The sequence below is a fragment of the Dolomitihabitans soli genome, from assembly GCF_022213955.1.
Classification (GTDB): Bacteria; Actinomycetota; Actinomycetes; order Streptosporangiales; family Streptosporangiaceae; genus Streptosporangium_A; species Streptosporangium_A soli.
Window position 1 is genome coordinate 16797 of the sequence record NZ_JAKNTW010000053.1, and the last position, 22301, is coordinate 39097.

Below are 22301 nucleotides of genomic sequence, written 5' to 3' on the forward strand. Positions count from 1 at the left end.
CGCCAGCCGACATGGTTCGGTGACGAGGACGGGCTGGGCCGGTCGGCGGAACCGTTCTTCAGCTTCCGGGGGCCGGGGCGATGACGGCCCGTCGGCGGGTGCGGCGGGTCGACGGCCTCGCCACGCTGACGAGGACCGCCAGCAGGACGATGGCGCCGTTGGCCACGTTCTGGGAGTAGCTGTTGACGCCCAGCAGGACCATGCCGTTGTTGAGGATTCCGATGAGGACGACACCGAGCAGGGTCCCGACCATGGAGCCGCGGCCGCCGTACAGGCTGGCTCCGCCGACGATCACAGCGGTGATCACCGCGAACTCGACCCCGATGCCGATCGTCGGGTTCCCGGATCCGAGCTGGGACGTTTGCAGCAGGCTCGACAGCGCGGCGAGCAGGCCGGTCGTCCCGAAGAGGACGGCGCGCACCCGGGCGACCGAGATGCCGGACAGGTTGGCGGCCTCGGCGTTGCCGCCGATCGCGTAGACGCTGCGCCCGAACGTCGTGCGGTTGGCCAGCAGCCAGAAGGCCGCGAACACCACGATCATTATCAGCGCGGGGATCGGTACGCCGAGCACGGAGTCGTTGCCCAGTGCGGCGAAACCGGCGTCGGTGACGGGGATGGGAATCGAGTCGGTCATCAACAGCGCCAGCCCGCTGAGTGCCGAGAACAACGCCAGGGTGACGATGAAGGACGGCACGTTGAGCAGGGCCCGCAGCAGGCCGGCTCCGACACCGATCAGCGCGCCCAGCGCGCATACGGCGACGGCGGCGAGCCACAGCGGCCACCCCCGGTCGACCGCGAGCACCCCGAAGAGCGCGGAGCCGAAGGCGATGGCCGAGCCGACGCTGATGTCGATCTCGCCAGCGATGATCACCAGGGTCATGCCGAAGGCGATGAGCCCGGTGAAGGAGATCTGGCGGGCGACGTCGAGCAGGTTTTCCGCGCTCAGGAAGTTCGGCGCGGTCAGGGACAGCAGGACGAAGACCACGGCGAGCACGCCGAGCAGCCCGAGGTGCTCCATGGTGGGGCGCCCCGCCACCCCGGTGACCCGGCGGAGCCGGCTCTCAGTGCCCTCGCCCGGCGAGTAACGGTCGGAGACGGTCGTGCCCGTCATCGCGCGCTTCCTTCCATGGCCGCGGCCATCACCGCTGGGAGATCCGTTTCACCGGTCTCCCGGTCGAGGACGACCCTGCCGGAGTTCAGAACCAGGAGGCGGTCGCAGACGAGAAACAGCTCCTCGATCTCGGACGAGACGACGACGATCCCGGACCCTTCGTCGGCGAGGTCGCGCAGGAGCGCGTAGATGTGCTCTTTGGCCTCCACGTCCACGCCCCGGGTGGGTTCGTTGAGGAGCAGCACCCGCGCCCGCGCGTTCAGGCACTTGCCGAGGACCACTTTCTGCTGGTTGCCGCCGGACAGGGTGCCGACGGCGGTGCGGAGCGCCGGGGTCTTGATGGCCAGGCGGCTGCGTGTGGCCTCGGCGACACGCTGTTCCTTGCGCCGGGAGAGCAGCCCCGCGACGCTGATACGGCGCGGGCTGGACAGCGTCACATTGACTGAGACGCCCATGCCGAGGGCCAGCCCTTCCTTCTTGCGGTCCTCAGGGGCGAAGCCCAGACCGGCGTCGATCGCCTGGCGTGGGGTGCGGGGGCGCAGCGGCTGCCCGTCCAGTTCCACCGACCCGCTTTCGCGCCGGCTCAGACCATAGAGACATCGGAAGAGCTCCGTCCTGCCCGAGCCGAGCAGTCCGACGATGCCGAGGATCTCCCCCTGACGCAGATCGAACGAGACGTCACGGACGCGGTCACCGCTGCTCAGCCCGGACACCGAGAGCACCACGCGCTCCGAGGCCTTCCTTTTCGGCCCGCGGCTGGGGGAGGCGGTCCTGCCGGTCATCATCTCCACGATCTCCGCGGTGGTGACGTCGCCGACAGGCCGAGTGGCGACGTGGCTCCCATCGCGGAGCACGGTGATCGAGTCGGCGACCCGGGGGATCTCGTCCATCCTGTGCGAGACGTAGATGACGGCGAGACCCGTCTCCGCGAGCCTTCGCACGAGGACCAGCAGCGTGTCCACTTCGGCGGCCGGAAGTGAGCTGGTCGGCTCGTCGAGGATGAGCACCTTGCCGCCGTAGGACAGCGCTCGCGCGATCTCGACCATCTGCTGTTCGGCCACGCTGAGCTCACCCACCTTGGCCCGGGGGTCGAGTTCGAGCCGCAGGTCGTCGAGGAACCGGCTGGCGTAACGCACGAGCGCGGCGGGGTTGATCAGTCCTCCGCGGGTGCCTGCAGCGCGCCAGCGGCCCAGCAGGATGTTCTCAGCGACGCTCAGTTCCGGGACGAGACTGAGTTCCTGGTGGACGGTGGCGATGCCCTGCTCGCGTGCGACGGCCGGGCTGGGCAGTTCGACCTGCCTGCCACCGATATGGATCCGCCCGGCGTCGGGGCGGACCGCACCGGAGAGGATCTTCACGAGAGTGGACTTCCCCGCGCCGTTCTTCCCCAGCAGCGCCCGGACCTCCCCGGCCGCCAGCGACAGATCGACGCCGTCGAGCGCCTGCACGCCGGGATAGCGCTTGACCAGGCCATGTACGGCGACCGCAGCACGTGCGCCGTCTGGCGGTACCGGATGGGCACTGTCCGGCGAGTGCCGGGAGAGAGCGTGGGCGTTCATGTCATCTCCGTTCGAACTTGATCTCGGCACCCCCCGCCGAGTGATCCAAGCAGGTCCACATTCTGATGAGTGTTCTATATCTCGGCGTGCCGTCCGAGCTATTGAACAACGTAGGTGGCCGTAATTCGGCTGTCAAGCGTCCGAAACATGAAGGTCCGAATGGCGGCATCGGTCGGCCGCCTTGAACGGGGGCCGACCCGGCGCCAGAGCGGTGCCTGCTCACGTCGCTGGAGTTTGTGGCACGCCCAGGCGGCCGGTTGGAGGAGCCAAGACCCGGCCAGGAGAGGGTTAAAGCGCGGGCGGGGCCGGGCTTTCGAAGGCGGCCACCATAAGACGACGGACGTCGCGGGCGGCACAGACGATCACGGACACGACACCGGCACCGGCACCGGCACGAGCGGGTTCAGTCGGAGCACGCCACGGCCGCCGGCCCGTGGCGTGCTCAGGCGCCGCGCGGCACGGAGAGTCCGCTCAGGTGCGACGGGGCGTGGGCCGCACCGTCAGGCTTCGGACGGGCTAGTCCGCTCCCGTCACAGGGATTCGGACAGGTGGCGAGCGAGCGCTCGGACCGCTTCGGCGTCGCCGTCGCCGTCGGCGTCCGCCGAGGCGATGTCGACGATCGATCCGACTGCGGCCAGCGGGCCGCCTCGGCCGTACACGACCGCGGCGGTTCCGGCCAGCGCCATCTCGCCCAGGTCCGCGTTGGAAGCGAAGCCCCGGGCACGGGCCAGGCCCACCGCCTCGATGAGCCGCTCCATCTCGAACAGTTGCCCGCTGGGTGAGAGCGGAGCTGCATCGGTGTGCATCTCCCTGATCACCGGATCAGGCAGCGTGCTGAGCAGCGCACGGCCGGTCCCTGTCGACCACGCGGGCAGGCGGATACCCGGCTTGAGGGTGAGCGGAAGAGGTCTCTCTCCGGGACGTACCGAGAGGTAGGCGGCGTCAAGGCCCGACAGGACGGCGAGCACGACCGTGCGCCCCGCAAGACCCTTGGCGTGCGGGGTCTCTGCGTGGAACAGCTCCAGAAGCGGGGTGCCGCCCACTAGTCCTCTGGCGATCTCGTTCAGCCTGGCGCCGAGCTGCATGCGCCCGTCGATGTCGCGTGCCAGGACTCCGGTCTCCAGCAGAACACCGCAGATGTCGGCCAGGGAACTCTTGGGCATGGCGAGGCGCCGACTCAGCTCGGCGAAGTTCGCCGCTTCATGGTGGGCGGCGAGCTCGAAGAGGATGCGGGCCGCCTTGCGCACCGCGGGCGATCGGCCCGGGGTCGTGCTCTCGCTGATCGCGATCACCCCCAGGGGTGGTAGTCGGCGACGTTGGCCTCGGTGACCAGCGTCGTGGGAAGGAGTCGAGTCTGGGTGACCAGACGCTCCCCAGCCCGCACTTGCGCGGCCAGGCGCAAGGCGAGGCGGGCGAGCTGAGCGGGGTCCTGCGCGGCGGACGCCTTCAGAGGGCCCCCGGCGGCGATAGCCGAGACGGCGGCGGCTGACCCGTCGACGCTCACCACCGGCACCGAAGCCCCCCGCTCTTCCAGCGCCTCGATGATCCCTGTCGACGTCGGGTCGTTGATGCCGAAGAACCCCGCGAGCCGCGGGTGCTCGGCGAGGATTCCGCGGGCGATGGACCTGCCCGCCTGCGGGGAGTGGTCGCCGCGTTCCCGAGCGACCACGCTCACGCCCGGGTGCTCACGCAGGGCCGACATGAATCCGGCGACCCGGTCGGCCGTGGCGGTCACCGGCTCACCGTCGACGATGGCCACCTCACCCCTGCCGCCCAGCAGGCCGGCGAGGTGGTGCGCGACCAGCTGGCCCGCCTGGACGTTGTCGGTGGTCACGGTCACGTCGGCACCCTCGGCGCCGACGTTGACGGCGATGACGGGGATGTCGGCAGAGCGCGCCAGCCGTACGGCTCCGGCCACCTTCGTGGAGTGCACAGCGTCGAGCACGATCGCGTCGACACGCATGTTCACCAGGTCACCGATCTGCTTGATCTGCACGTCGACGTCCTGCCCCGAGTCGAGCGCCACGATCTCGGCCCCTATCTCGGCGGACGCTTCCGCCAAAGCGCGGAGCTCGACGACGTAGAAGGGATTGCCGGTGTTCGGGACGGCGACACCGATCCGGGCCAGTTTGGGCGGATGCCGCAGCTGCGCGGCGGCGAGTTCCGCGACCGCCAGCCCGAGAGCGTAACGGCCCTGCTGATCCTGGACGAGCAACCGTTCCTCCACCAGCGTCTGGCAGATGCCCAGCAGGCTGCTCTTCGGCAGTCTCAGACGCCGGCCGAGATTGGCTAGGGAGGCTGGGCCATGGACGGCTATGTCGCTGAGCACGGCCACGGCTCGGCTGACCGCGGGCACCCTCGAAGGCGCCTCGGGGTCCACGGTCCCATCACGGGGTGCTTCGGTCACGAACCCACCTCCTGCCTCGACCAGCGGCCCGAATCGAAACGCCACATCTTGACAACTTCGCCACTGGAAGTATGTTGTTCAACATATCGCATGGGAAGACGAAATAATGACCACGTCTTCGGCGACCATCCCGATCATTCTCTCGTTCTTCCACACCCAGGGTGTGCGCCCTGACTAAGGCATGCCCCCAACCCGGAGTCACGCGATGCGAACACAGGCCGCCGTCCTCGATCATCCCGACCTGTCCCGGCTGTTCACGCACGACCGGCCGCTACGCGTGGGCGCCGTCGACCTCGAGGCCCCGGGGCCGGGTGAGCTGCTCGTCTCCATCGACGCGGCCGGGGTGTGCCACTCCGACCTGTCCGTGGTCAACGGCTCCCGCAGGCGTCCCACCCCCATGGCGCTCGGGCACGAGGCGACAGGCATCGTGGAGGCTCTCGGCCCATACGTGACCGACGTCGAGGTCGGCGACCGCGTCGTGCTGGTCTTCGTCCCGAGCTGCGGGCTCTGTGGCCACTGTACCGGTGGCGCCCCGGCCCGGTGCGTGAGCGCCGCCCGCGCCAACGCGGCCGGCACGCTTCTGTCCGGGGCCCGCCGCCTGCACCGCGACGGCCAACCCGTCCACCACCATCTCGGCGTCTCCGCCTTCGCCCGGCACGCGGTCGTCGACCGCCGTTCCGCAGTGGTCGTCCCGGCCGACCTCCCCGCGCCGGTCGCCGCGCTGTTCGGCTGCGCCGTCCTCACCGGCGTCGGAGCGGCTCTCAACACCGCGAACGTGCGCCCCGGCGAGTCGGCCCTCGTCCTCGGGCTGGGTGGCGTGGGATTGTGCGCCCTGCTCGGCGCGGTCCTGGCGAACGCGCACCCGATCATCGCCGTGGACCCCATCCCGGAGAAACGCGACCTCGCGCTCAAGCTGGGCGCCACGCACGCGGTCCACCCGGAGGAGGTGGAAACCAGACTCGCGGCCGTCCTCGACGGCGGAGCGGACGTGGCGTTCGAAGCGGTCGGGCGCGCTTCCGCGCTCCAGACCGCGTGGTCGCACACCCGTCCCGGCGGCCGTACCGTGTCGGTCGGCCTCCCCGATCCGTCCGAGCGGCTGCCGGTCCCGGTCGCCGCCCTGGTAGGAGAGGGGCGCACGCTTCTGGGCAGCTATCAGGGCGACTCCGTTCCACAGCGCGACATCCCCCGCTACGTCGCATTGTGGAGGGCCGGCAGGCTCCCCGTCGACCTGCTGCTTGGAGAGATGTTCCCCCTCTCGGACGTCAACGTCGCCCTCGAACGACTCGCCACCGGAGGCGCGGTACGGCCGATGCTCCTACCGTGATCCGACGCCGCGGGCCGATTCCGGCTCGCGAGACGGCGGTTACTCCTGATCGCCGAGGTGTGTCGTGTCTCGTCGCTTCCTGCGGCGTATCTGGCCATGCAAGTGCTGCGTCCGGCGCTGTTCCCGTGAAAGTCCTGGGACCGGCTGCGCGTAACGGCCCCAACGCTGGATGTCTTGGCGAAGGGAAGCGCTGATTTTGTCCCGTGGGCCGGCGGTGTCCGTGGAACACCTGGTCCCCGGACTCGACGGCGTCGGCCAGGCGCTCGAACGAGACGTCGTAGCGCGAGTAGTCGTGACCACTGGTCCGCCCGCTGATCACGTGTCCGGTGCAGACGTGCGGGGATCAGCGTGGCGGTGCTGTCCATGTAATGGTGCCACCTGCCATGAAGGCGATGAGCCCGATCCCAGTTGCCGGATCGGTATTCAGGCGTTGAGCTCGCGCTATCGCCAGACAAGTGACGAAGGGACCGCGTACCGTCACCCTCGTGAACAGCCCACCCGTTTGCCCGCACGACCCGCTCGACGTCGGCGTCGATACCAGCCAGAGCGGGGCCGCCCACCGGAAACTGCCGGCCCGCCAACTCGGCGAGACCACCGTGGGCGATGGTCCGGGGCGGCGAACGCTGCTCACAGCAGCGGCGTCTCTGGCGGTGGCCGGCCTGGTCGGCTGCTCATCGGCCGAGGTGCGGAACGAGATGCACACGGCGCCGCCCGCATCCCGCACAGGACCGGCTCCTGGCGCGCCGAAGGCCGCATACCAACGGCTGATGGAGGGCAACAGACGCTGGGTGGCCAACGCACTGCTGCATCCGGATCGCGATCCCACACGCCGGGAGTTGCTGGCCGCCAGCCAGCAGCCCTACGGAGCGGTGCTGTCATGCATCGATTCCCGGGTGCCACCCGAGCTTGTCTTCGACACCGGTCTAGGTGATCTGTTCGTCATGCGCAGCGGCGGGGGGGCTGCGGGGCCCGTCATTACCGGCTCCATCGAGTACGGGCCAATGACCAGCGGAACTCCGCTGATCGTCGTACTCGGCCACCAGCGGTGCGGCGCGGTCTCCGCCGCGTACAGAGCCCTGCGGGAAGGCAAACCGCTGCCGGGCAACCTCCAGGCGATCACGAAGGCTCTGCGCCCGGCATACGAACAGGCCGTACGGGAGAGCAGCGCCGACCCCGCCGACACGATGGCCAGAGCCCAGGTGAAGCTGACCGCGGATGCCCTGCGCAGCAATCGAGACCTCGCGCCGCTGGTGGCCGAGGGAGTCCTGGCTGTGGTCAGCGCGTATTACTCTCTGGACACAGGCCAGGTCGAGATCCTGAACGGCGCACCTGTCTGAACAGCCCTTGAACCTGAGAACGCCCCCGCTACGGTGCGTCTCGGGGGTGAGCCGGGAGGCGCGTCCGGTTGCGTCCTGTGTCGGCCCACGATGCGGTCCGGTCAGCCGAGGTCGGCGAGCTTACGTTCCAGCACCGGCCGCTCGCGTTCGTTGCCGCACAGCCGTACGGCGTGCTCCAATTCGGTGCGCGCCTCGTCGGTGCGTCCCAGGCGGATGAGCAACTCCCCGCGGACGCTCGGCAACAGGTGCGAGTCCACGAGCGGCAGCGCTGCGGCCGGTCTCTGCGCCATGGCGACCGCCACCGCCCGGTTTAGGCATGTCAGGCAGTGGAGCGTCAGCGATCGGAGCCGAACAGGCCCACGAGGTCATCGAGGCGGACGACGAGGAGCACGATGATCGCTGCGGCCCCCAGCGAGATGACCAGGCCGCCGAGGTGCGGAGCAGCCCAGGTCTCGCGCCAGATGGCGGTGAGGCCGGCCAGACATGCGGAGAGAAGGACCAGGTTGCGGACCATGTGGACCCGGCCGAGCGGAGTCGTCGAGGCGCCGAAGCATCGGCAGGGTGCGCGGCGACCGTGCCGCACGGCGTTGGATATCGCCACCGTGAATATCGTCAGCAACCCGGCGGCGAGCAGGAAACCCGCCGGCACTGTGGCGGGTATCGCCAGCAGCGCCACGGCGGCCGCCTCGGCCGCGATCGTGGCGATCGCGGCCGATCTTGTCCACGATCGGGGCAACGCTCGCATCGCCACCACGGACGAGACGAACTCGTCGTAGGCGTGGCGGGTACGTATCTTGCCCACGACCGAGAAGAGGAAGACGCCGATGAGCGCGGCTTGACACCCGACTACCACGTAGATCATGAGTCTCCTAGGCCGGTGGAGTCCGCGCGGGCAACTGCCTGACCACGACGCCGAGCAGGCGGTCGGAGGCGAAGAAGCCGCGCTGCCTGGAATCAGCGCTGGCGGGGCTGTCGCCATAGACCACCAGCGCGTCGTGAGGAACCCGGCTGACGCCTTCGATGTGCGCCACGGCGGCCGGCACCGGATCGCCGGGCAGCGCGACGACCCGTTTGATGTTCCAGCGGGGGGCCGGCCGCCGCCGGATCACCTGCTCCGGTGGCGGCATGAGGACGACCAGATCGCCGTGCCGAACGTCGGCGAGCCCGCGTTTGCGTACCAGGACCCGGTCGCCTGCGCGAAGTGTCGGTTCCATGCTGGAACCCTCGACCGTGGCCAGGACCAGCGTCCGTCGCGCCCAGACGATGCCCGCGGCCAGACCGGCCGCGGCGAGCGCGCCCGCGACGAGAACACGGTGGCCGCGGATTCGCATGCGTTTCCCTCCCCGTCCTTTGAACTTTCGGCGTCTTCGACACCTCACTGCCCAGAGAATGACCGGTTTTCTGTCTCCGGGTCAAGTGGTCTTATTTGTCCTTATTCGGTGAAGCCCGTTTTGAAGCAAGAAGGAAGGCGAACTGAAGGCGATATGAAGCTCGACATCTCTACAGTTCGGGTGAACTCTTACTCGAGTACGGATTAGGAGGATCCGAATGATCCGAAGTATCGAGTCGCTCGGAGACCGGCTGGTGGCAAGCCTCGTCCCGCGGGTAACCGCCGCAGCCGAGCCGTGCGACTGCATCGGCCAGGCCGGCAAGGAGAGACGTCAGTGGTGCCTCTGTACCGAAAAGTCAGGCACCAGCGTCGTCCATCATTGGTACAACTACTTCAAGTGCGATGGTTGCCGCTGGTACCAGTCGAGGCCGTGCAACATAGAAGAGACCCGCTACGGAAACTGCTAGCCGATGAGTAACTCGTGGCCGGGCATGGTAGGCGATTTCCGCATGCCCGGCCACGAGGCTCCAATCAGCAATTCGCCCGAATTCGCGATCAGGGAGTGAAATGACGTTCGTCATCGGGGCACTGACATTCGTGGGAGTGCTCTGTGTCCTCAACCTTGTCTTCACGTTTGGTGTGGTACGGCGGCTGCGGGAGCACAGCGAGCTGCTGTCCGGGAAGTCGCAGAGCGTGACCGCCCCCGGTCAGGCGATGCTTCCGGTGGGAGAGACGCCTTCGGAGTTCGCCGTGACCACCGTGGACGGCCAGACCGTGTCGCGGTCCGAGATCAGCGGCACCACGCTACTGGGATTCTTCTCGCCGGAATGTTCCCTGTGCCGCCAGTACGCCCCCGCGTTCGCCGCGCATGTCGCCGAGCTCCCCGAGAAGGAGCGCCGGGCGCTGGCGGTCGTGGTCGGGCGGGAAGACGAGACCCGGGATTTGGTGGAGAGCCTCGGCGACGTCGTTCAGGTCGTACGCGAGCTGACCGGGGGCGCCGTGTCGAGCGCGTACGACGTGCGGGCGTTTCCCTGCCTCGGCATCGTCACCGACGGCGGGACCGTGGTCGAGTCCGACCTGACCATCGACCGGCTACGCGACATCGCGGCGGTCTAGGCAATGTGGCCGCCGGCCTCGTCGAGGACGATCGACCGGGGAGCCTTGCTCTCGTCGATCGGGACGGCACTGACACTCGGCTGGAAAGCCTCCCGTTTCTGCCTGGTCACGAAGGCGTTCCTGACAATAGTGGGCGGCGTGACGCCGATCGTGCTGGCCTGGCTGATGAAGTTCGTGCTCGACGGGCTCACCGGCGCAGGCACCGGTTCCGTTCCGCTCGTCGTCCTCGCGGTCGGGGTCGCCGTCACCGGTGTGGTGGTCGGCGTTCTACCGATTGTTTCGCAATACATCGGAACCGAGTTCGACCGGTCCGTCAACCTCATCGTGCGAACGACCTTGTTCACCGCCATCAACCGGCTGAAGGGCCTCGCACGGCTGGAAGATCCACGGTTTCACGACCAGTTCCAGCTCGCCCAGCAAGCCGGCTACGCCGGACCGGCACAGGTGATCTCCGGACTGCTGGGAACGACGCAGAGCCTGGTCACCGCCGTGGGTTTCATCGGGACACTCGTCGTTCTCAACCCCTGGCTGGCGATAGCAGTCCTCGCGGCCGGAGTCGTCACCGTCCGCGCGGAGTTCGCGCTGTCGCGCCGGCGAGTCCGGGTGACGATCGGCATCAGCAAGACCGAAAGGCGGGATTTCTTCTATCAGAGCCTGCAGAGTCGAATGGACGCGGCGAAAGAGCTTCGGCTGCTGAACCTCGGGGGATTCTTCCTCGGCCGGATGCTGCACGAGTTGCGGAAGGTCAACGCCACCCGCCGCCGGCTCGACCGGCAGGAGATGGTCACCCAGGGATCGCTGGCTCTCCTCGGTGCGCTGCTGACCGGCGGCGGGCTGGTCTGGGCCATCACGGCCGCGTCGTCGGGCCGGCTGACGCCTGGCGACGTCTCCATCTTCGTGATGGCCGTATCCGGCGTTCAGTCCGGAATCACGATGGCGTCATCACATCTGGGCGGGGTGCACCAAGCGGCGGTGCTGCTCGGGGAGTATCGACGAATCGTCGAAGCGGAGCCGGACATGCCGCTCGCAGCCGACCCGAAACCGGTCACGGAACTCGGACGCGGTATCGAACTGCGCGATGTCTGGTTTCGCTACAGTCCTGACCAGCCATGGGTGCTGCGCGGCGTCAACCTGCACATCCCGGCGGGGCGTACCACCGGACTGGTCGGCCACAACGGTGCCGGCAAGACCACCGTGGTGAAGTTGCTGTGCCGGCTGTACGACCCGACGCAGGGGCAGGTGCTGTGGGATGGTGTCGACGTCCGCGAGTTGGACGTCGAGGAGCTTCGCCGGCGTATAGGCACGATTTTCCAGGACTTCATGACCTACGAACTGTCGGCGGCGGAGAACATCGGAGTCGGGTGGCTGGACGCCCTCGACGATATGGACCGCATCACAGCCGCCGCCCGCCGTGCCGAGGCACACGAGATCATCACCGGGCTTCCCCGCGGTTACCAGACCCTGTTGAGCCGGAACTGGTTCGATCAGACGGACGACGGAGACCAGGACGGCGTGCTTCTCTCTGGTGGTCAATGGCAACGGGTGGCACTGGCTCGGGCCTTCATCCGGGACAAGCCCGAGCTGCTGATCCTCGACGAGCCGACCGCGGGCCTTGACGCCCGTGCCGAGTTCGACATCCATCGGCGGTTGGATGACTACCGCGCGCAGAACAAGACCAGCCTGCTCATCTCCCACCGTCTCGGCTCGGTCAGAACGGCCGATCATATTGTGGTGCTGGCCGACGGCCAGGTCGTCGAACAGGGCAACCATGAGGAACTTTTCGCCCGCGACGAGCTCTACGCCGAGCTCTTCAAACTGCAGGCGACGGGCTATCGGAACTAGGACGCGTCGGCGTGTGCCAGGCATCAAGTGCTCTTTTGATCTTCCCTTGTTCCGGCACGGCACGGCACGGCACGGCACGGCACGGCACGACCGGTCGGCCGGAACGCCAGGGGCGGCAATTTTCATATCGCCTTCGGATCGCCTTCAAACCGGCGTCACACACCTCGGCCCGCAAATTCCGGTTCAGCATGCTCCGCCAGGGCAGTCTCGATTGTGCCGGTGAGCACCCATTTGTAGATCTTTAGCCTGGTACGGCCGGACAGCTGGTCGAATCCACCGGCGCTGTCCGACCCACATCCGGCTCGCCAACGGACAAGTACGAAAGGAAGTCTTCGGGCAGAACGGCGATCGGCCGCTACGAGAACATCGCCTCGGACAACCTGGCGGTCTACCGCCCCTCCGAGGCCGCGTTCTACATCCGCAAGGCGAACCTGACCGTGCAAACCGCCGTCTTCGGCGACGGTGGTCAAGGCGACGTCCCGCCATTGGGAAGTTCCGGTAACCACATTCCAATGACGAATGCCGGCGGCTCCTTCGGGCTCACGCGTCCGAAGGAGCCACTTCGCGTATGGGAGCCGGCCTGCGGATGATCACGCATGCGCCCGCCGCATGGTGCCCTGATGCCAGGGGGTGATGTCCGGGAAATGTCCGGTCGTTTGCCCTGGTCTGTGTACCGGTGGGCGCCCAGACTTTACTGCCTGAAACAGAAGGAAAAGGAGCATCGCATGAGGAGAGTTGTAGCGATCGCCGGTTCGGCGTTCGTCCTTGCAGGTATGGCGATGACGGGTCAGGCCGGCGCGGCCTCCGCCGTCCAGCGCCAGGATTCCGGGGCTGAGGTGGTGCAGTTGGTGCGGTACTTCGGCGGTGAGCGGCACTGGAGTACGACCGGTCCGGCCCCGAGCTCGCGTTATCGAGTGGAGGGTCGGGTGCCGATCCTGGCGGAGGGGGGTCCGGGCACGTTGGCGATCCATGGCTGCCTCGCCGCTCAGGCCCCGCTGAATCAGTTCTTGTCGGCGGACCGTGCCTGCGAAGGCGATAAGAACGTGTTCCTGCGCACCGAGGGATACGTGTACAAGCAGGCGGCCCCCGGCAGGAAGGCCATTTACCGCTGTTACGTCGTGGCCCACAAGAGCCACTTCTTCTCAGTCGACCCCGACTGCGAATCCACGCCGCGCAACCCGGTGCGAGCCGAGTTCAGAATCGGCTACACGGTGTCATAGCCAGCCGTACGGCAAGGTTCGGGGGAGAAAGCCACCGCTGCGGAAGGCCGCCGATCTGCTGACACCGACGTGCGGCAGATCGCCGGACACGGCATGATCTCGGCAGCGGCAGCGCACGCCGTCGCTGCCAAGATCAACCTCCGCGCGATGGTGTGCGCGTCGCCGGAGCAGACCGGTACCCGATACGCGTTCAGACTGGTACGCGGCGGTCATGAACTCGTTCTCAACCACATCACGGGGCGATGAGCCGGTCGTTGACGGCCTGCACGAACTGGACGGCTCAGACGCCCGAACCCGCGCCGATCGGGCAGGCAGGAGCGGTGCCCGGTTGGATGCGGACCTGCGGCGCGTCCCGGAAGTCGGCTGGCACGGTGGATCGGCCCGCGCACAGCACCTTCGTGGCGCCCACGCGGTTGATCAGCACGACCTGGCAGCCCGGCAACGGACGATTGTCGAACGCGCCGATGGAACTCGCCGTCTGATGGTTCCGCGCCGGCTGGCAGGATGTGTAGATGATCGTCGTCGCTGGGCCGACGAAGGGCTCCTTGTACAACACGAGTTGCCCGGACGCGGCCCGTTCATGAGATACCGCCGCCGAACCGGGGGCCGCCATCCCCATCATCCCCGCTGCCACGAGACCGGTGAAAGCAACGCTGGAGGCAAACGCGCTGATTCTCGATCGCACTCTTGATCTCCCTCTGTGAACCTGCTTGGTCGTGCACAACGATGGCAGCGTTCGCAGGGCAGAGACAGGGCATCGACCGGACATCAGAGCTCCGGGCAACGCGTCTCTCCCTGGCGAATCGGGCGGAACTCATCCTGATCATCGTCATCCGCCGGGCGGGGCTGCGCACGGAGGCCCTGTCCACGAGATGCGGCCGGCTCGCGGTGATCGACCTGCTCTTCATCGCCCCGGCCTTTGCCTATTCGAACTGGTCAGCGACCACGCCGGCTGCACGCCGGGCCGTGGCGCCCCGCGAGGAGCGGACGTGATGGGCCGCTCAGCCGTAGGCGTCGACCAGTCGGCGATCCCGATGAGACGTCATCGGGCTCCTGCGCCGACGATTAGTCTGGTCAGACCAGATCTCCAAGCTTTTCGGACGCATGGATCGGAGAATCCTGGTGCCGGGCTGGGTGGCGATCGTCGGGAGCATGCCGGGCGACTCATTCGAGCCGGCCGCTCCTTCGTCGCTCGGTCTGTTGGACAGCGCGGTGACCAGCCACTAACGGCTCCCGGCAACGTTCCCTTCGTCGTGCTGTGGACGTGCCGGTGAACCTATCGTGAGCGCGAAAGGTGAGGGTGTTGTGATTCCTATTCGGTTTTCGGTGCTCGGTCCTTTGACGGTGGCTCGTGACAGCGCGAAGGTGCCGGTCCCGAGCGGCAAGATCCGGACTCTGCTCGCGGCGCTCCTGCTCCGGCCTAACCAGACCGTCTCGCTCGACCAGCTCGCCGAACGGTTGTGGGGTCAGGACCCGCCGCGAAATCCTCGCCGGGTTCTGCAGACCAATGTGGTGCGTCTGCGGCAGTCCTTGGACCTGGGCGGATTGATCCTGACACAGCCGGGTGGTTACGCCGCCTGTTTGGAGCCCGCCCAGCTCGATCTGCTCGAATTCCAGCACCTGATCCAGACGGCGGCCGGTGCGGCGACACCTGTGCTGGAGGGGCGTCTCCTCCGCGAGGCGCTGGCCTTGTGGTGCGGGCCGGTATGCGCCGACGTCGAATCGGACGCTCTCCACCAGATCGACGTCCCGCCCCTCACCGAGCAACGTCTTCATGCGGTCGAACGTCGTATGGACATCGACCTGCACCTCGGTGAGCACGCCGCGCTCGTTGCGGAGCTGCGGGCCCTGACCATCGAGCACCCTCTGCGGGAGCGTTTCTGGGCGCAGCTAATGACCGCTCTCTACCGGACCGGGCGGCAGGCCGACGCCCTCGACGCGTACCGCACCGTTTCCCACCGGCTCAAGGAGGAGCTCGGCATCGATCCCAACGCCGAACTGCTCCGACTCCACCAGGACATCCTCACCCAGCAATACCAGCCACAGGAGCACCCCCGCCCACCCCTCCAGGCGGACGGTGGCGCCCCGACGAGACAGGTGGCCGCCCCCGGAGCAGGCGACGATTCCCCGGTGGTCCCTCCGAAGGAGGAGCCGGCGTTAGGTGTGTTGTTGCGTACCTGGCGGGAGCGTGCTCTCCTCACACAGGAGCAGGTGGCGGCGCGGGCGGGCCTCAACGTCCGTACCGTCCGCCGGTTGGAGGCCGGTGAACTACGACGGCCGCGCATCCGGTCGGTGCAACTACTCGCCGAGGCGCTACGTCTGGATGCCGAGGAGGTGTCGATCCTCACGCAAGCCTCGATCGGGAGCCCGGGCGGCCCTTCCCCGATACGCACCATGTTGCGGCAACTGCCCGCCGATGTGGGGGCGTTCGTCGGCCGGGAGCAGGAACTGGCCGTTCTGGACCGCGTCGGTGACACGGCCACGGTGGTGATCACCGCCATCGACGGCATGGCGGGGGTCGGCAAGACCGCGCTGGCGATCCACGCCGGACACCAGCTCTCCCCCCGCTTCCCCGACGGCGACCTGTTCGTCGACCTGCACGGTTACACACACGGCATGACCGCCGCGGACCCGGCCGACACACTCGCCCGCGTACTGGGCGTGCTGGGCGTCCCCGGGGAGTCGATCCCGCAGCACATCGATGACCGGGCGGCCCTGTACCGCAGCGTGCTGGCCGGCAGGAAGATGCTGATCGTGCTGGACAACGCCGCGGACGAGGCCCAGGTACGTCCGCTGCTGCCCGGCGCGGGAGGCTGCCTCGTCCTGATCACCAGCCGGCGCCGGCTGGTCGGCCTGGACGGCGCCGACACGGTATCGGTGGACGTCCTACCACCCGCGGACGCGATCGCGCTGTTCACCGGCACCGCCGGCCAGGAACGGGTCGCAGGGGTGCCACACGACCTGCTGGCCGAGGTGGTACGGCGGTGCGGGCTGCTCCCACTGGCGATCCGCCTGGCCGCGGCCCGGCTGAAAACCCACCCGGCCTGGAGCGTCAGCCATCTGCTGCAACGGCTGGAAGAACACGAGCGCAGGCCGGAAGAACTACAGGCCGGGCAGCGCAGCGTCACCGCCGCGCTCGACCTGTCCTACCGCGAACTCACTCCCGCCGAACAACACACCTACCGTCTGCTGGGCCTGCACGCCGGGATCGACATCGCGCCCGACGCCGCCGCCGCCCTGCTGGACACCACCATCACGCGGGCCCTGACACTGCTGGACCGACTGCTGGAGGTCCACCTCCTACAGGAACCGGTCCCCGGCCGCTACCGCTTCCACGACCTGATCCGCGCCCACGCCGCCGAGAAGGCCGCGGAAGAGGAACCCGAATCCGATCGACGCACCGCACTGACCCGGCTGCTCGACCACTACAGCCAGGCCGCCTCAGCCGCGATGGACCGCCTCTACCCCTACGAAGCCGACGCACGACCACGCCCCCCCACCGGAACCACATCCATGCCCGACCCGGCCACAGCCACCACCTGGCTCGACGCGGAACTCGCCAACCTCCTCGCCCTCGCCCAATACGCCGCCGAACACGGCTTCCCCGAACACATCCAGCACCTGTCGGTCACTTTGCATCGCTGCCTGCGCACTCGTGGGCGCTACGCCGAAGCCGAGACCCTGCACGCGCGGGCGCTGACCGCCGCCCGCGCCGCCGAGGATCGTACGAGCGAAATGGAGGCGCTTCTCGGGCTGGGGGAGATCCGTTACCGCCAGAACCAGTACAACATGACCCTGGAGGACACCTCGCGCGCCCTCGACCTCGCCCGCGACATCGGCAACCGCTCCGGCGAACTGCGTGCGCTGAACACCCTGGGCCTGCTCCGCGCGGTGCACGGGCAGTACGCACAGTCCATCGAGGACTTCACACAGGCCCTGGACCTCGCCCAGGCGATTGGTCAGCGGACCGGCGAACTGGACGCATTGATCGGCTCCGGACACATCCACAGGATGATGGGGCGGCACGAGCCGGCCGTCGAGAATCTGGAGAGGGCCTTCGACATCGCCCGCACGATCGGTCACCGCACCGGCGAACTCCGCGCACTGCTCGGGCTCGGTCACATCCATCTCGGCCAGGGCGAGTACGGGCCGGCGACCGATTGTTTCACGCGGGCCCTGGATCTGGCTCGTGGCGCGGAACACCGGCTCGGCGAGCTCGACAGCCTCACCGCCCTCGGCGACCTGAACCGTCTCCAGGGCCGGTACGAGCATGCTCGCGACTGCTACCAGCAGGCCGTCGACCTCGCCCGCGAGATCGGCAACCGCAACTGGCAGTTCGAGGCCATCCACAGCATCGGCCGGCTGCAGCACGACTGCGGGCGACCCGATGAGGCACTCGACAGCCACGGTCAGGCCCTCCGCCTCGCCACAGACCTCGACCAACCCGGCGACCAGGCCCGCGCCCACGACGGCCTCGCCCATGCCCACGCCGCCCTCGGCCACCACGACCAGGCCCGCCACCATTGGTGCCAGGCCCTGGCCATCCTGAGCGCCCTGGGCACCGGCCACAGCGACGAAAGGGGGGTCGACGTCGAGAGCATCCGCGCCCACCTCGCCCGCCATGGTGATGATCGTTGACCCCGGCTACCCCCTACGCAGGTCCGCCCTGACCAGCCGCAGGAACGCCTTCAGCCCCGTGATCACCTCCTGGTCGTCCTCGGCGTAACCGCACACCCCACCGGTCCGTAGGTCACCCAACTCGGGCGTAACCTCCTCATGGACCTGCATGAGGCGGGCACCACGGCCGAATGCCTTCTGAAGGTGGCTCAGGTGACGCTGTCTGAGTTCGTTTCGGGTTTCGTGTGGAGGATCTCGCGGGCCTGGTCCGCGGCGCGGGCGATGCTCTCGGAGACGAAGTCGACGAAGCGGGCGATGTTCTCCAGGCGGGCGGCGGCCGGGGTGTCGGGACCGAGGATGCCGACGCCCTGCCGGGCGACCTCGCCGAGGTGGGCGGTAGATCGGGCGCTGGCCATCGTGGATTGGTACATGACGTCGTCGTCGACGACGTAGCGTTCGCGGCGGCGTTCGTCGCGTTCCCGGCGGATGAGGCCCTGGCTTTCGAGGAACGTGACCGCTTTGGAGACGGATGCCCGGCTGATCTGGAGGCGCCCGGCGAGTTCGGAGGCGGTGAGGCTGCCGGCGTCGGTGGTGTAGAGGTTGGCCAGCGCGCGGGCCGTCATCTTGGGCAGGCCCGATTGCATGAAGACGGTGGTGAACGTCTCCTCGTACTCGCGTACGGCTTCGGCATCGCGTCCGTGGGCCTGCGGGGGCGTGTCGGGGTCCCGGGGCGCGGCCTTTCTGCGGCGGTGGGCGCGGTGTTCGGTGGCGCGGTGGGCGAGGTCGGCGCGGTAGGCGGTGGGGCCGCCGTTGCGCATCACCTCACGCGTGATCGTCGAGGTCGGACGGTCGAGGCCTCTGGCGATTTCCGCGTAGGCGAGACCGTCGGCCAGCCCCAGCGCGATCTGCTGGCGGTCCTGCTGGGTGAGTCTGCCTCCCGGCATCGCGGTCTCCTTCGTGGTCTGTGGTGTCTCCACGATAGCGTTCACCCTCGATCCATTGCAACGAACAGATGAGCGTTGTTGCATTAGATTCTGAAACCATTGCAACGAATCACCTATCTCCACCTGCGACGATGGCTAGTGCACGCAATGAATCGATTGCCTCATCTGGAAATGCAACGTAGTGTTTCCCTCATCAGAAACAACAAGCCGAAGGAAAACACGATGCAGAAGTTCGACACCCCCACCCCGATGACCGCCATCCTCGACATCCCCGCCGGCCGCATCCAGCTCATCGCCGCCGACCGAGCCGACACCACAGTCGAAATCCTCCCCGCGAACGCCTCCAAGAGCCGCGACGTGAAGACGGCGGAACAGACCGAGGTCACCTACCGCGACGGCATCCTGCAGATCACGGCCCCAGAGGCGAAAAACCAGATCCTCGGCCCCTCCGGATCCATCGAGGTCACCATCCAACTCCCCGCCGGCTCCCGCATCGAAGCGAAGACGGCCCTCACCGAGTTCCGAGGCGTCGGACGCCTCGGCGACATCGCCTTCGAAGGCGCGCAGGGCTCGATCAAGCTCGACGAAGCCGCGAGCGCCCGCCTCACCCTCCAGTCCGGCGACATCTCCGTCGGCCGCCTGAACGGCCCCGCGAAGATCAGCACCCAAAAGGGCGACCTCCACATCACCGAAGCCGTACGCGGCACCCTCACGCTACGCACCGAATCCGGCCAGATCTCCGTCGGCGCCGCCCGCGGAGCCTCCGCCACCCTGGACGCCGGCACCACCTACGGCCGGATCCACAACACGCTCAAGAACACCGACGGCGCCGACGCCGCCCTGACCATCCACGCGACCACCGCATACGGCGACATCACCGCCCGCAGCCTCTAAGAGAAGCACCCCGCAGGCGCGGCGACCCTACCCGTTCAGGTGAATTTCGTACCAGTTCCAAAGGGCACACCACCCCCACCGACCAGGACCGCCCGGAACTGCAGAAAACCATCGAGGAAATGGTCGATACCGGCTTCACCGGGGTGACACTGCGCGTCCACGACGAGCAGGGCGAGTGGATCGGCAGCGCCGGGGCGGCCGAGCCGGGCGGGACCGCGAAGCCCCCGACGAACGGACACGTCCGGATCGGCAGCAACCGCACTGCGCAAGGCCCTCCACGGCGAGTTCGCACAGGGCGATGCCGCACGCCGAGAGCAGGGTGATGCCCTTCGCTCTCGTTCTCATAAATGACCATCTGTGCGAGTTCTGCGAGAGCCCCGGAACGTGATTACATGATCGCTCCTCGGACCGGACCCTAAAGCGGGTGGAGATCTTCTCGCTGAAGATCTTGTCGCGGCCGTCCCTGGGTGCCCTGTCGGTCGCCGCGCCGGCAGGTAACCCGCGCCGAACGTTTCATAGCCGAAGGAGCAATTCGTAACCGTTCCTGGAGGTCGGCTCGCTGACCGCGGCGGTACCGCGCCCGTGGTCTGCCACTACGACGTATCCCCTGCTATTACGACATGAGCGCCGTGTTCGGCGCTGAGACGAGCGTTAGCGTCGAGGCTCGCCGGCTGATCTTCGCCGCGGGTCCGGATGACGGGAGGTCGGTGTGCATGGCGACCGTGAATGTCCGGGTGCCCCAGGGCCAGCCAACTGATGAGGTCGCCGGGAGCGCCGGCCTGACCGTCACGTTCGGCGGCGCCGCACTTCAGATGGCCGGCCTGACTTTCGCTTCGGCCGTGCGTCCGCTGGTGGTCCATCTCGCCGGCGACTCGACGGCGTGCGACCAGAGGGCGGTGCCGTACACGGGGTGGGGTCAGATGCTGACCGCCTCGGTCCGCGCCGGCGCGGTGGTGACCAATTACGCCGCGTCGGGGGAGAGCTCGCTACCTGCGGTGAGGGCGCCGGGCGATGCCATTCGCATGGCACCAGGCGCGCATCAAAGTTTCGTCGTCACCAACTAAGCGAGCATCCCAGAGGAGGATCTCATGGCAACAGTCACCACCACCGCGTTACGCACGCCCGAGGGCCGACGTCGTCGGCTCACCCGGATCGTCGCCGCGCTCGCCGTCCTGATCGGCGGTGCCGGGACCGGTGTCGTGCTCGGCGTGCCCTCAGCGTCCGCCATCGCGTGCGGTGACGGCACCTTCCAGTCGCAGGTGACGCTCAGCGGTAGCACCTGGACCGCCCGCAACAGCGCCGGCAGCAGCGTCTACAGCGGCACCGACTTCCGGGCGGCGGTCCAGGCCGGCATCGGTAGCCTCACGGCCGGGCGCACCTCGATCCAGCGGGTCGTCGTGCGCGGCAACGGCACGATGAGCGCAGGCAGTCGAATCTCGCTGCCGAGCTACACCTCCCTGTCGGTCTGCGGCACGATCAACGTCACCGGCTCCGGCTCCGGCGACTACGCGCCGATCTATTCCCGCGGCACCACGAACATCGAGGTCCCCTACCTCAACGTCAGCGGTACCCCGATCTACGGCATCTTCCTGCGCAACGTCACGAACGTCTGGCTCGGCCAGATCGACATGCGGCTCGGCCGGGGCCTCGGCGTGCGCATCGACAACCGCGGCGACACCAGCCAGTGGACCCGCAACGTACGAGTCGACAACGTGTACGTGCAAGGAGCCAGCTCGCACGCGATGGAGACCTACGGCGTCGACGGTCTCACCGTCGGCACTGTGACGGCACGCAGCGTCGGCGAGTCCGGTCTGCTGCTCAACCAGACCATCAACGCGACGGTCGGCACCGTGGACGCCGAGAACGCCGGCACCGGCACCGGGTACGCGGCCTTCCGCATGGCCAACCGCAACGGCCGGGTCGGCAGCTCCTACCCGAACAACATCCGGGTTGGCACCGTCAAGGCACGCGGCGGCGGCCGGGGCATCTTCTGCGTCTCGGAGAGCGGCGGCGCCACCATCGACCGGGTCGACATCGCCAACACCGGCAACAACTCGGTCCTGGTGGAGAACTGCTACAACGTCGTCATCGCCGGAGCGTCGGGCACGATCAGCGGCGGCGGCGAGGTCCGCATCGCGGCCCGTACGGAATTCGCTCCGTCGTCGGGCATCAGGTTCCAGAATCTGACGGTCACCAATACCAACATCAGGTGGAGCCCCTGCACCGGCAGCAACAACGCGATCAGCAACGTGACTCGTGTCAACTCGACGCTGACCTGGTGCTGACCCAGCGGCGCCGGCAGTCCGCCGACTGCTGCGGCTGCCGGCGCCATTCCTCCACCCGGCAGGCGTCCCTGGCGCTGTTCGTCCTGACGAACAGCCGCGAGCGAACGGTCAAGGCCCACCACGTGGGCATCTGCATCGGCGAGAGCATGATGATCAACGCGCTGCGCGCGGGCGTCACCATCCGCACCGACCCGGTCGACATCCTCCCGACCATGCTTGCTACCACCGTTGCACCGCTGACCCACGCGTGACGCCCATACGTCGGATCTGGGATATAACCCGCACCGCCCTTGACCTGCAAATATGTAAACTCAT

The 22301-nt window shown here is 67.9% G+C and carries 19 protein-coding genes and 1 pseudogene; 11 read left to right on the top strand and 9 right to left on the bottom strand.

Going from position 1 to position 22301, the window contains the following annotated elements:
- Positions 1–58 precede the first annotated feature (58 nt).
- From MBA17_RS48020 to MBA17_RS48035, 4 genes are all read right to left on the bottom strand, one after another.
- Complete coding sequence (locus MBA17_RS48020; RefSeq protein WP_238505651.1) at positions 59–1111, bottom strand: ABC transporter permease; 1053 nt, start codon at positions 1109–1111, stop codon at positions 59–61.
- Complete coding sequence (locus MBA17_RS48025; RefSeq protein WP_238505652.1) at positions 1108–2670, bottom strand: sugar ABC transporter ATP-binding protein; 1563 nt, start codon at positions 2668–2670, stop codon at positions 1108–1110. Before MBA17_RS48025 ends, MBA17_RS48020 begins: the two co-directional genes overlap by 4 nt.
- 530 nt (positions 2671–3200) lie before the next feature.
- The gene (locus tag MBA17_RS48030) at positions 3201–3962 is read right to left on the bottom strand and encodes an IclR family transcriptional regulator (RefSeq protein WP_238505653.1); all 762 of its coding nucleotides are present in this window, start codon (positions 3960–3962) and stop codon (positions 3201–3203) included.
- Complete coding sequence (locus MBA17_RS48035; protein WP_238505654.1) at positions 3959–5077, bottom strand: substrate-binding domain-containing protein; 1119 nt, start codon at positions 5075–5077, stop codon at positions 3959–3961. Before MBA17_RS48035 ends, MBA17_RS48030 begins: the two co-directional genes overlap by 4 nt.
- 205 nt (positions 5078–5282) lie before the next feature.
- On the opposite strand from MBA17_RS48035, the gene MBA17_RS48040 reads away from it, so the two are divergent.
- Together MBA17_RS48040 and MBA17_RS48045 are read left to right on the top strand one after the other, a co-directional pair.
- Positions 5283–6401, top strand: a complete 1119-nt coding sequence (locus MBA17_RS48040) for a zinc-binding dehydrogenase (protein WP_238505655.1) — start codon at positions 5283–5285, stop codon at positions 6399–6401.
- Positions 6402–6886: 485 nt separating this feature from the next.
- The gene (locus MBA17_RS48045; RefSeq protein ID WP_238505656.1) at positions 6887–7738 is read left to right on the top strand and encodes a carbonic anhydrase; all 852 of its coding nucleotides are present in this window, start codon (positions 6887–6889) and stop codon (positions 7736–7738) included.
- A 101-nt stretch (positions 7739–7839) separates the two neighbouring features.
- Here the strand turns inward: MBA17_RS48045 and MBA17_RS48050 are convergent.
- The 3 genes and pseudogenes from MBA17_RS48050 to lepB form a co-directional block, all read right to left on the bottom strand.
- Positions 7840–8052: pseudogene (locus MBA17_RS48050) on the bottom strand (RNA polymerase subunit sigma-24); the annotation flags it as partial.
- A 20-nt stretch (positions 8053–8072) separates the two neighbouring features.
- Complete coding sequence (locus MBA17_RS48055; protein WP_238505657.1) at positions 8073–8600, bottom strand: MauE/DoxX family redox-associated membrane protein; 528 nt, start codon at positions 8598–8600, stop codon at positions 8073–8075.
- A gap of 7 nt (positions 8601–8607) precedes the next feature.
- Positions 8608–9069, bottom strand: a complete 462-nt coding sequence (lepB, locus tag MBA17_RS48060; protein WP_238505658.1) for a signal peptidase I — start codon at positions 9067–9069, stop codon at positions 8608–8610.
- A gap of 566 nt (positions 9070–9635) precedes the next feature.
- Between lepB and MBA17_RS48065 the strand changes: the two genes are divergently transcribed.
- The 3 genes from MBA17_RS48065 to MBA17_RS48075 all read left to right on the top strand — a co-directional run bounded on the left by MBA17_RS48065 (position 9636) and on the right by MBA17_RS48075 (position 13246).
- A complete protein-coding gene (locus MBA17_RS48065; RefSeq protein ID WP_238505659.1) occupies positions 9636–10184 on the top strand; it encodes a TlpA family protein disulfide reductase in 549 nt (182 codons plus the stop codon).
- Between the two features lie 45 nt (positions 10185–10229).
- Positions 10230–12026: an ABC transporter ATP-binding protein gene (locus tag MBA17_RS48070; protein ID WP_238505660.1), complete on the top strand. Its 1797-nt coding sequence runs from the start codon at positions 10230–10232 to the stop codon at positions 12024–12026.
- A gap of 725 nt (positions 12027–12751) precedes the next feature.
- Entirely contained in the window at positions 12752–13246 is a 495-nt protein-coding gene (locus tag MBA17_RS48075) for a hypothetical protein (RefSeq protein WP_238505661.1), read from the top strand.
- Positions 13247–13526: 280 nt separating this feature from the next.
- Here MBA17_RS48075 and MBA17_RS48080 read toward each other — a convergent pair whose 3' ends face one another.
- Positions 13527–13931: a hypothetical protein gene (locus tag MBA17_RS48080; RefSeq protein WP_238505662.1), complete on the bottom strand. Its 405-nt coding sequence runs from the start codon at positions 13929–13931 to the stop codon at positions 13527–13529.
- 41 nt (positions 13932–13972) lie between these two features.
- Between MBA17_RS48080 and MBA17_RS48085 the strand changes: the two genes are divergently transcribed.
- Both MBA17_RS48085 and MBA17_RS48090 read left to right on the top strand, forming a co-directional pair.
- Positions 13973–14239 (top strand): hypothetical protein, encoded by a 267-nt coding sequence (locus tag MBA17_RS48085; protein WP_238505663.1) that lies wholly within the window; start codon positions 13973–13975, stop codon positions 14237–14239.
- Between the two features lie 351 nt (positions 14240–14590).
- Positions 14591–17884, top strand: coding sequence for an AfsR/SARP family transcriptional regulator (locus tag MBA17_RS48090; RefSeq protein WP_238505664.1), 3294 nt, complete (start codon positions 14591–14593; stop codon positions 17882–17884).
- Between the two features lie 188 nt (positions 17885–18072).
- On the opposite strand, the gene MBA17_RS48095 is transcribed toward MBA17_RS48090, so the two are convergent.
- Positions 18073–18807: a GbsR/MarR family transcriptional regulator gene (locus MBA17_RS48095; RefSeq protein ID WP_238505682.1), complete on the bottom strand. Its 735-nt coding sequence runs from the start codon at positions 18805–18807 to the stop codon at positions 18073–18075.
- A 222-nt stretch (positions 18808–19029) separates the two neighbouring features.
- On the opposite strand from MBA17_RS48095, the gene MBA17_RS48100 reads away from it, so the two are divergent.
- The 4 genes from MBA17_RS48100 to MBA17_RS48115 all read left to right on the top strand — a co-directional run bounded on the left by MBA17_RS48100 (position 19030) and on the right by MBA17_RS48115 (position 22237).
- Positions 19030–19701 carry a DUF4097 family beta strand repeat-containing protein gene (locus tag MBA17_RS48100; protein WP_238505665.1) on the top strand — a complete coding sequence of 224 codons (672 nt, stop codon included), beginning with the start codon at positions 19030–19032 and terminating at the stop codon, positions 19699–19701.
- 620 nt (positions 19702–20321) lie between these two features.
- The gene (locus MBA17_RS48105; protein ID WP_238505666.1) at positions 20322–20765 is read left to right on the top strand and encodes an SGNH/GDSL hydrolase family protein; all 444 of its coding nucleotides are present in this window, start codon (positions 20322–20324) and stop codon (positions 20763–20765) included.
- A 24-nt stretch (positions 20766–20789) separates the two neighbouring features.
- A complete protein-coding gene (locus tag MBA17_RS48110) occupies positions 20790–21986 on the top strand; it encodes a hypothetical protein (RefSeq protein WP_238505667.1) in 1197 nt (398 codons plus the stop codon).
- Positions 21980–22237 carry a hypothetical protein gene (locus MBA17_RS48115; protein ID WP_238505668.1) on the top strand — a complete coding sequence of 86 codons (258 nt, stop codon included), beginning with the start codon at positions 21980–21982 and terminating at the stop codon, positions 22235–22237. The genes MBA17_RS48110 and MBA17_RS48115 overlap by 7 nt, the downstream gene beginning before the upstream one ends.
- Positions 22238–22301: the final 64 nt, after the last annotated feature.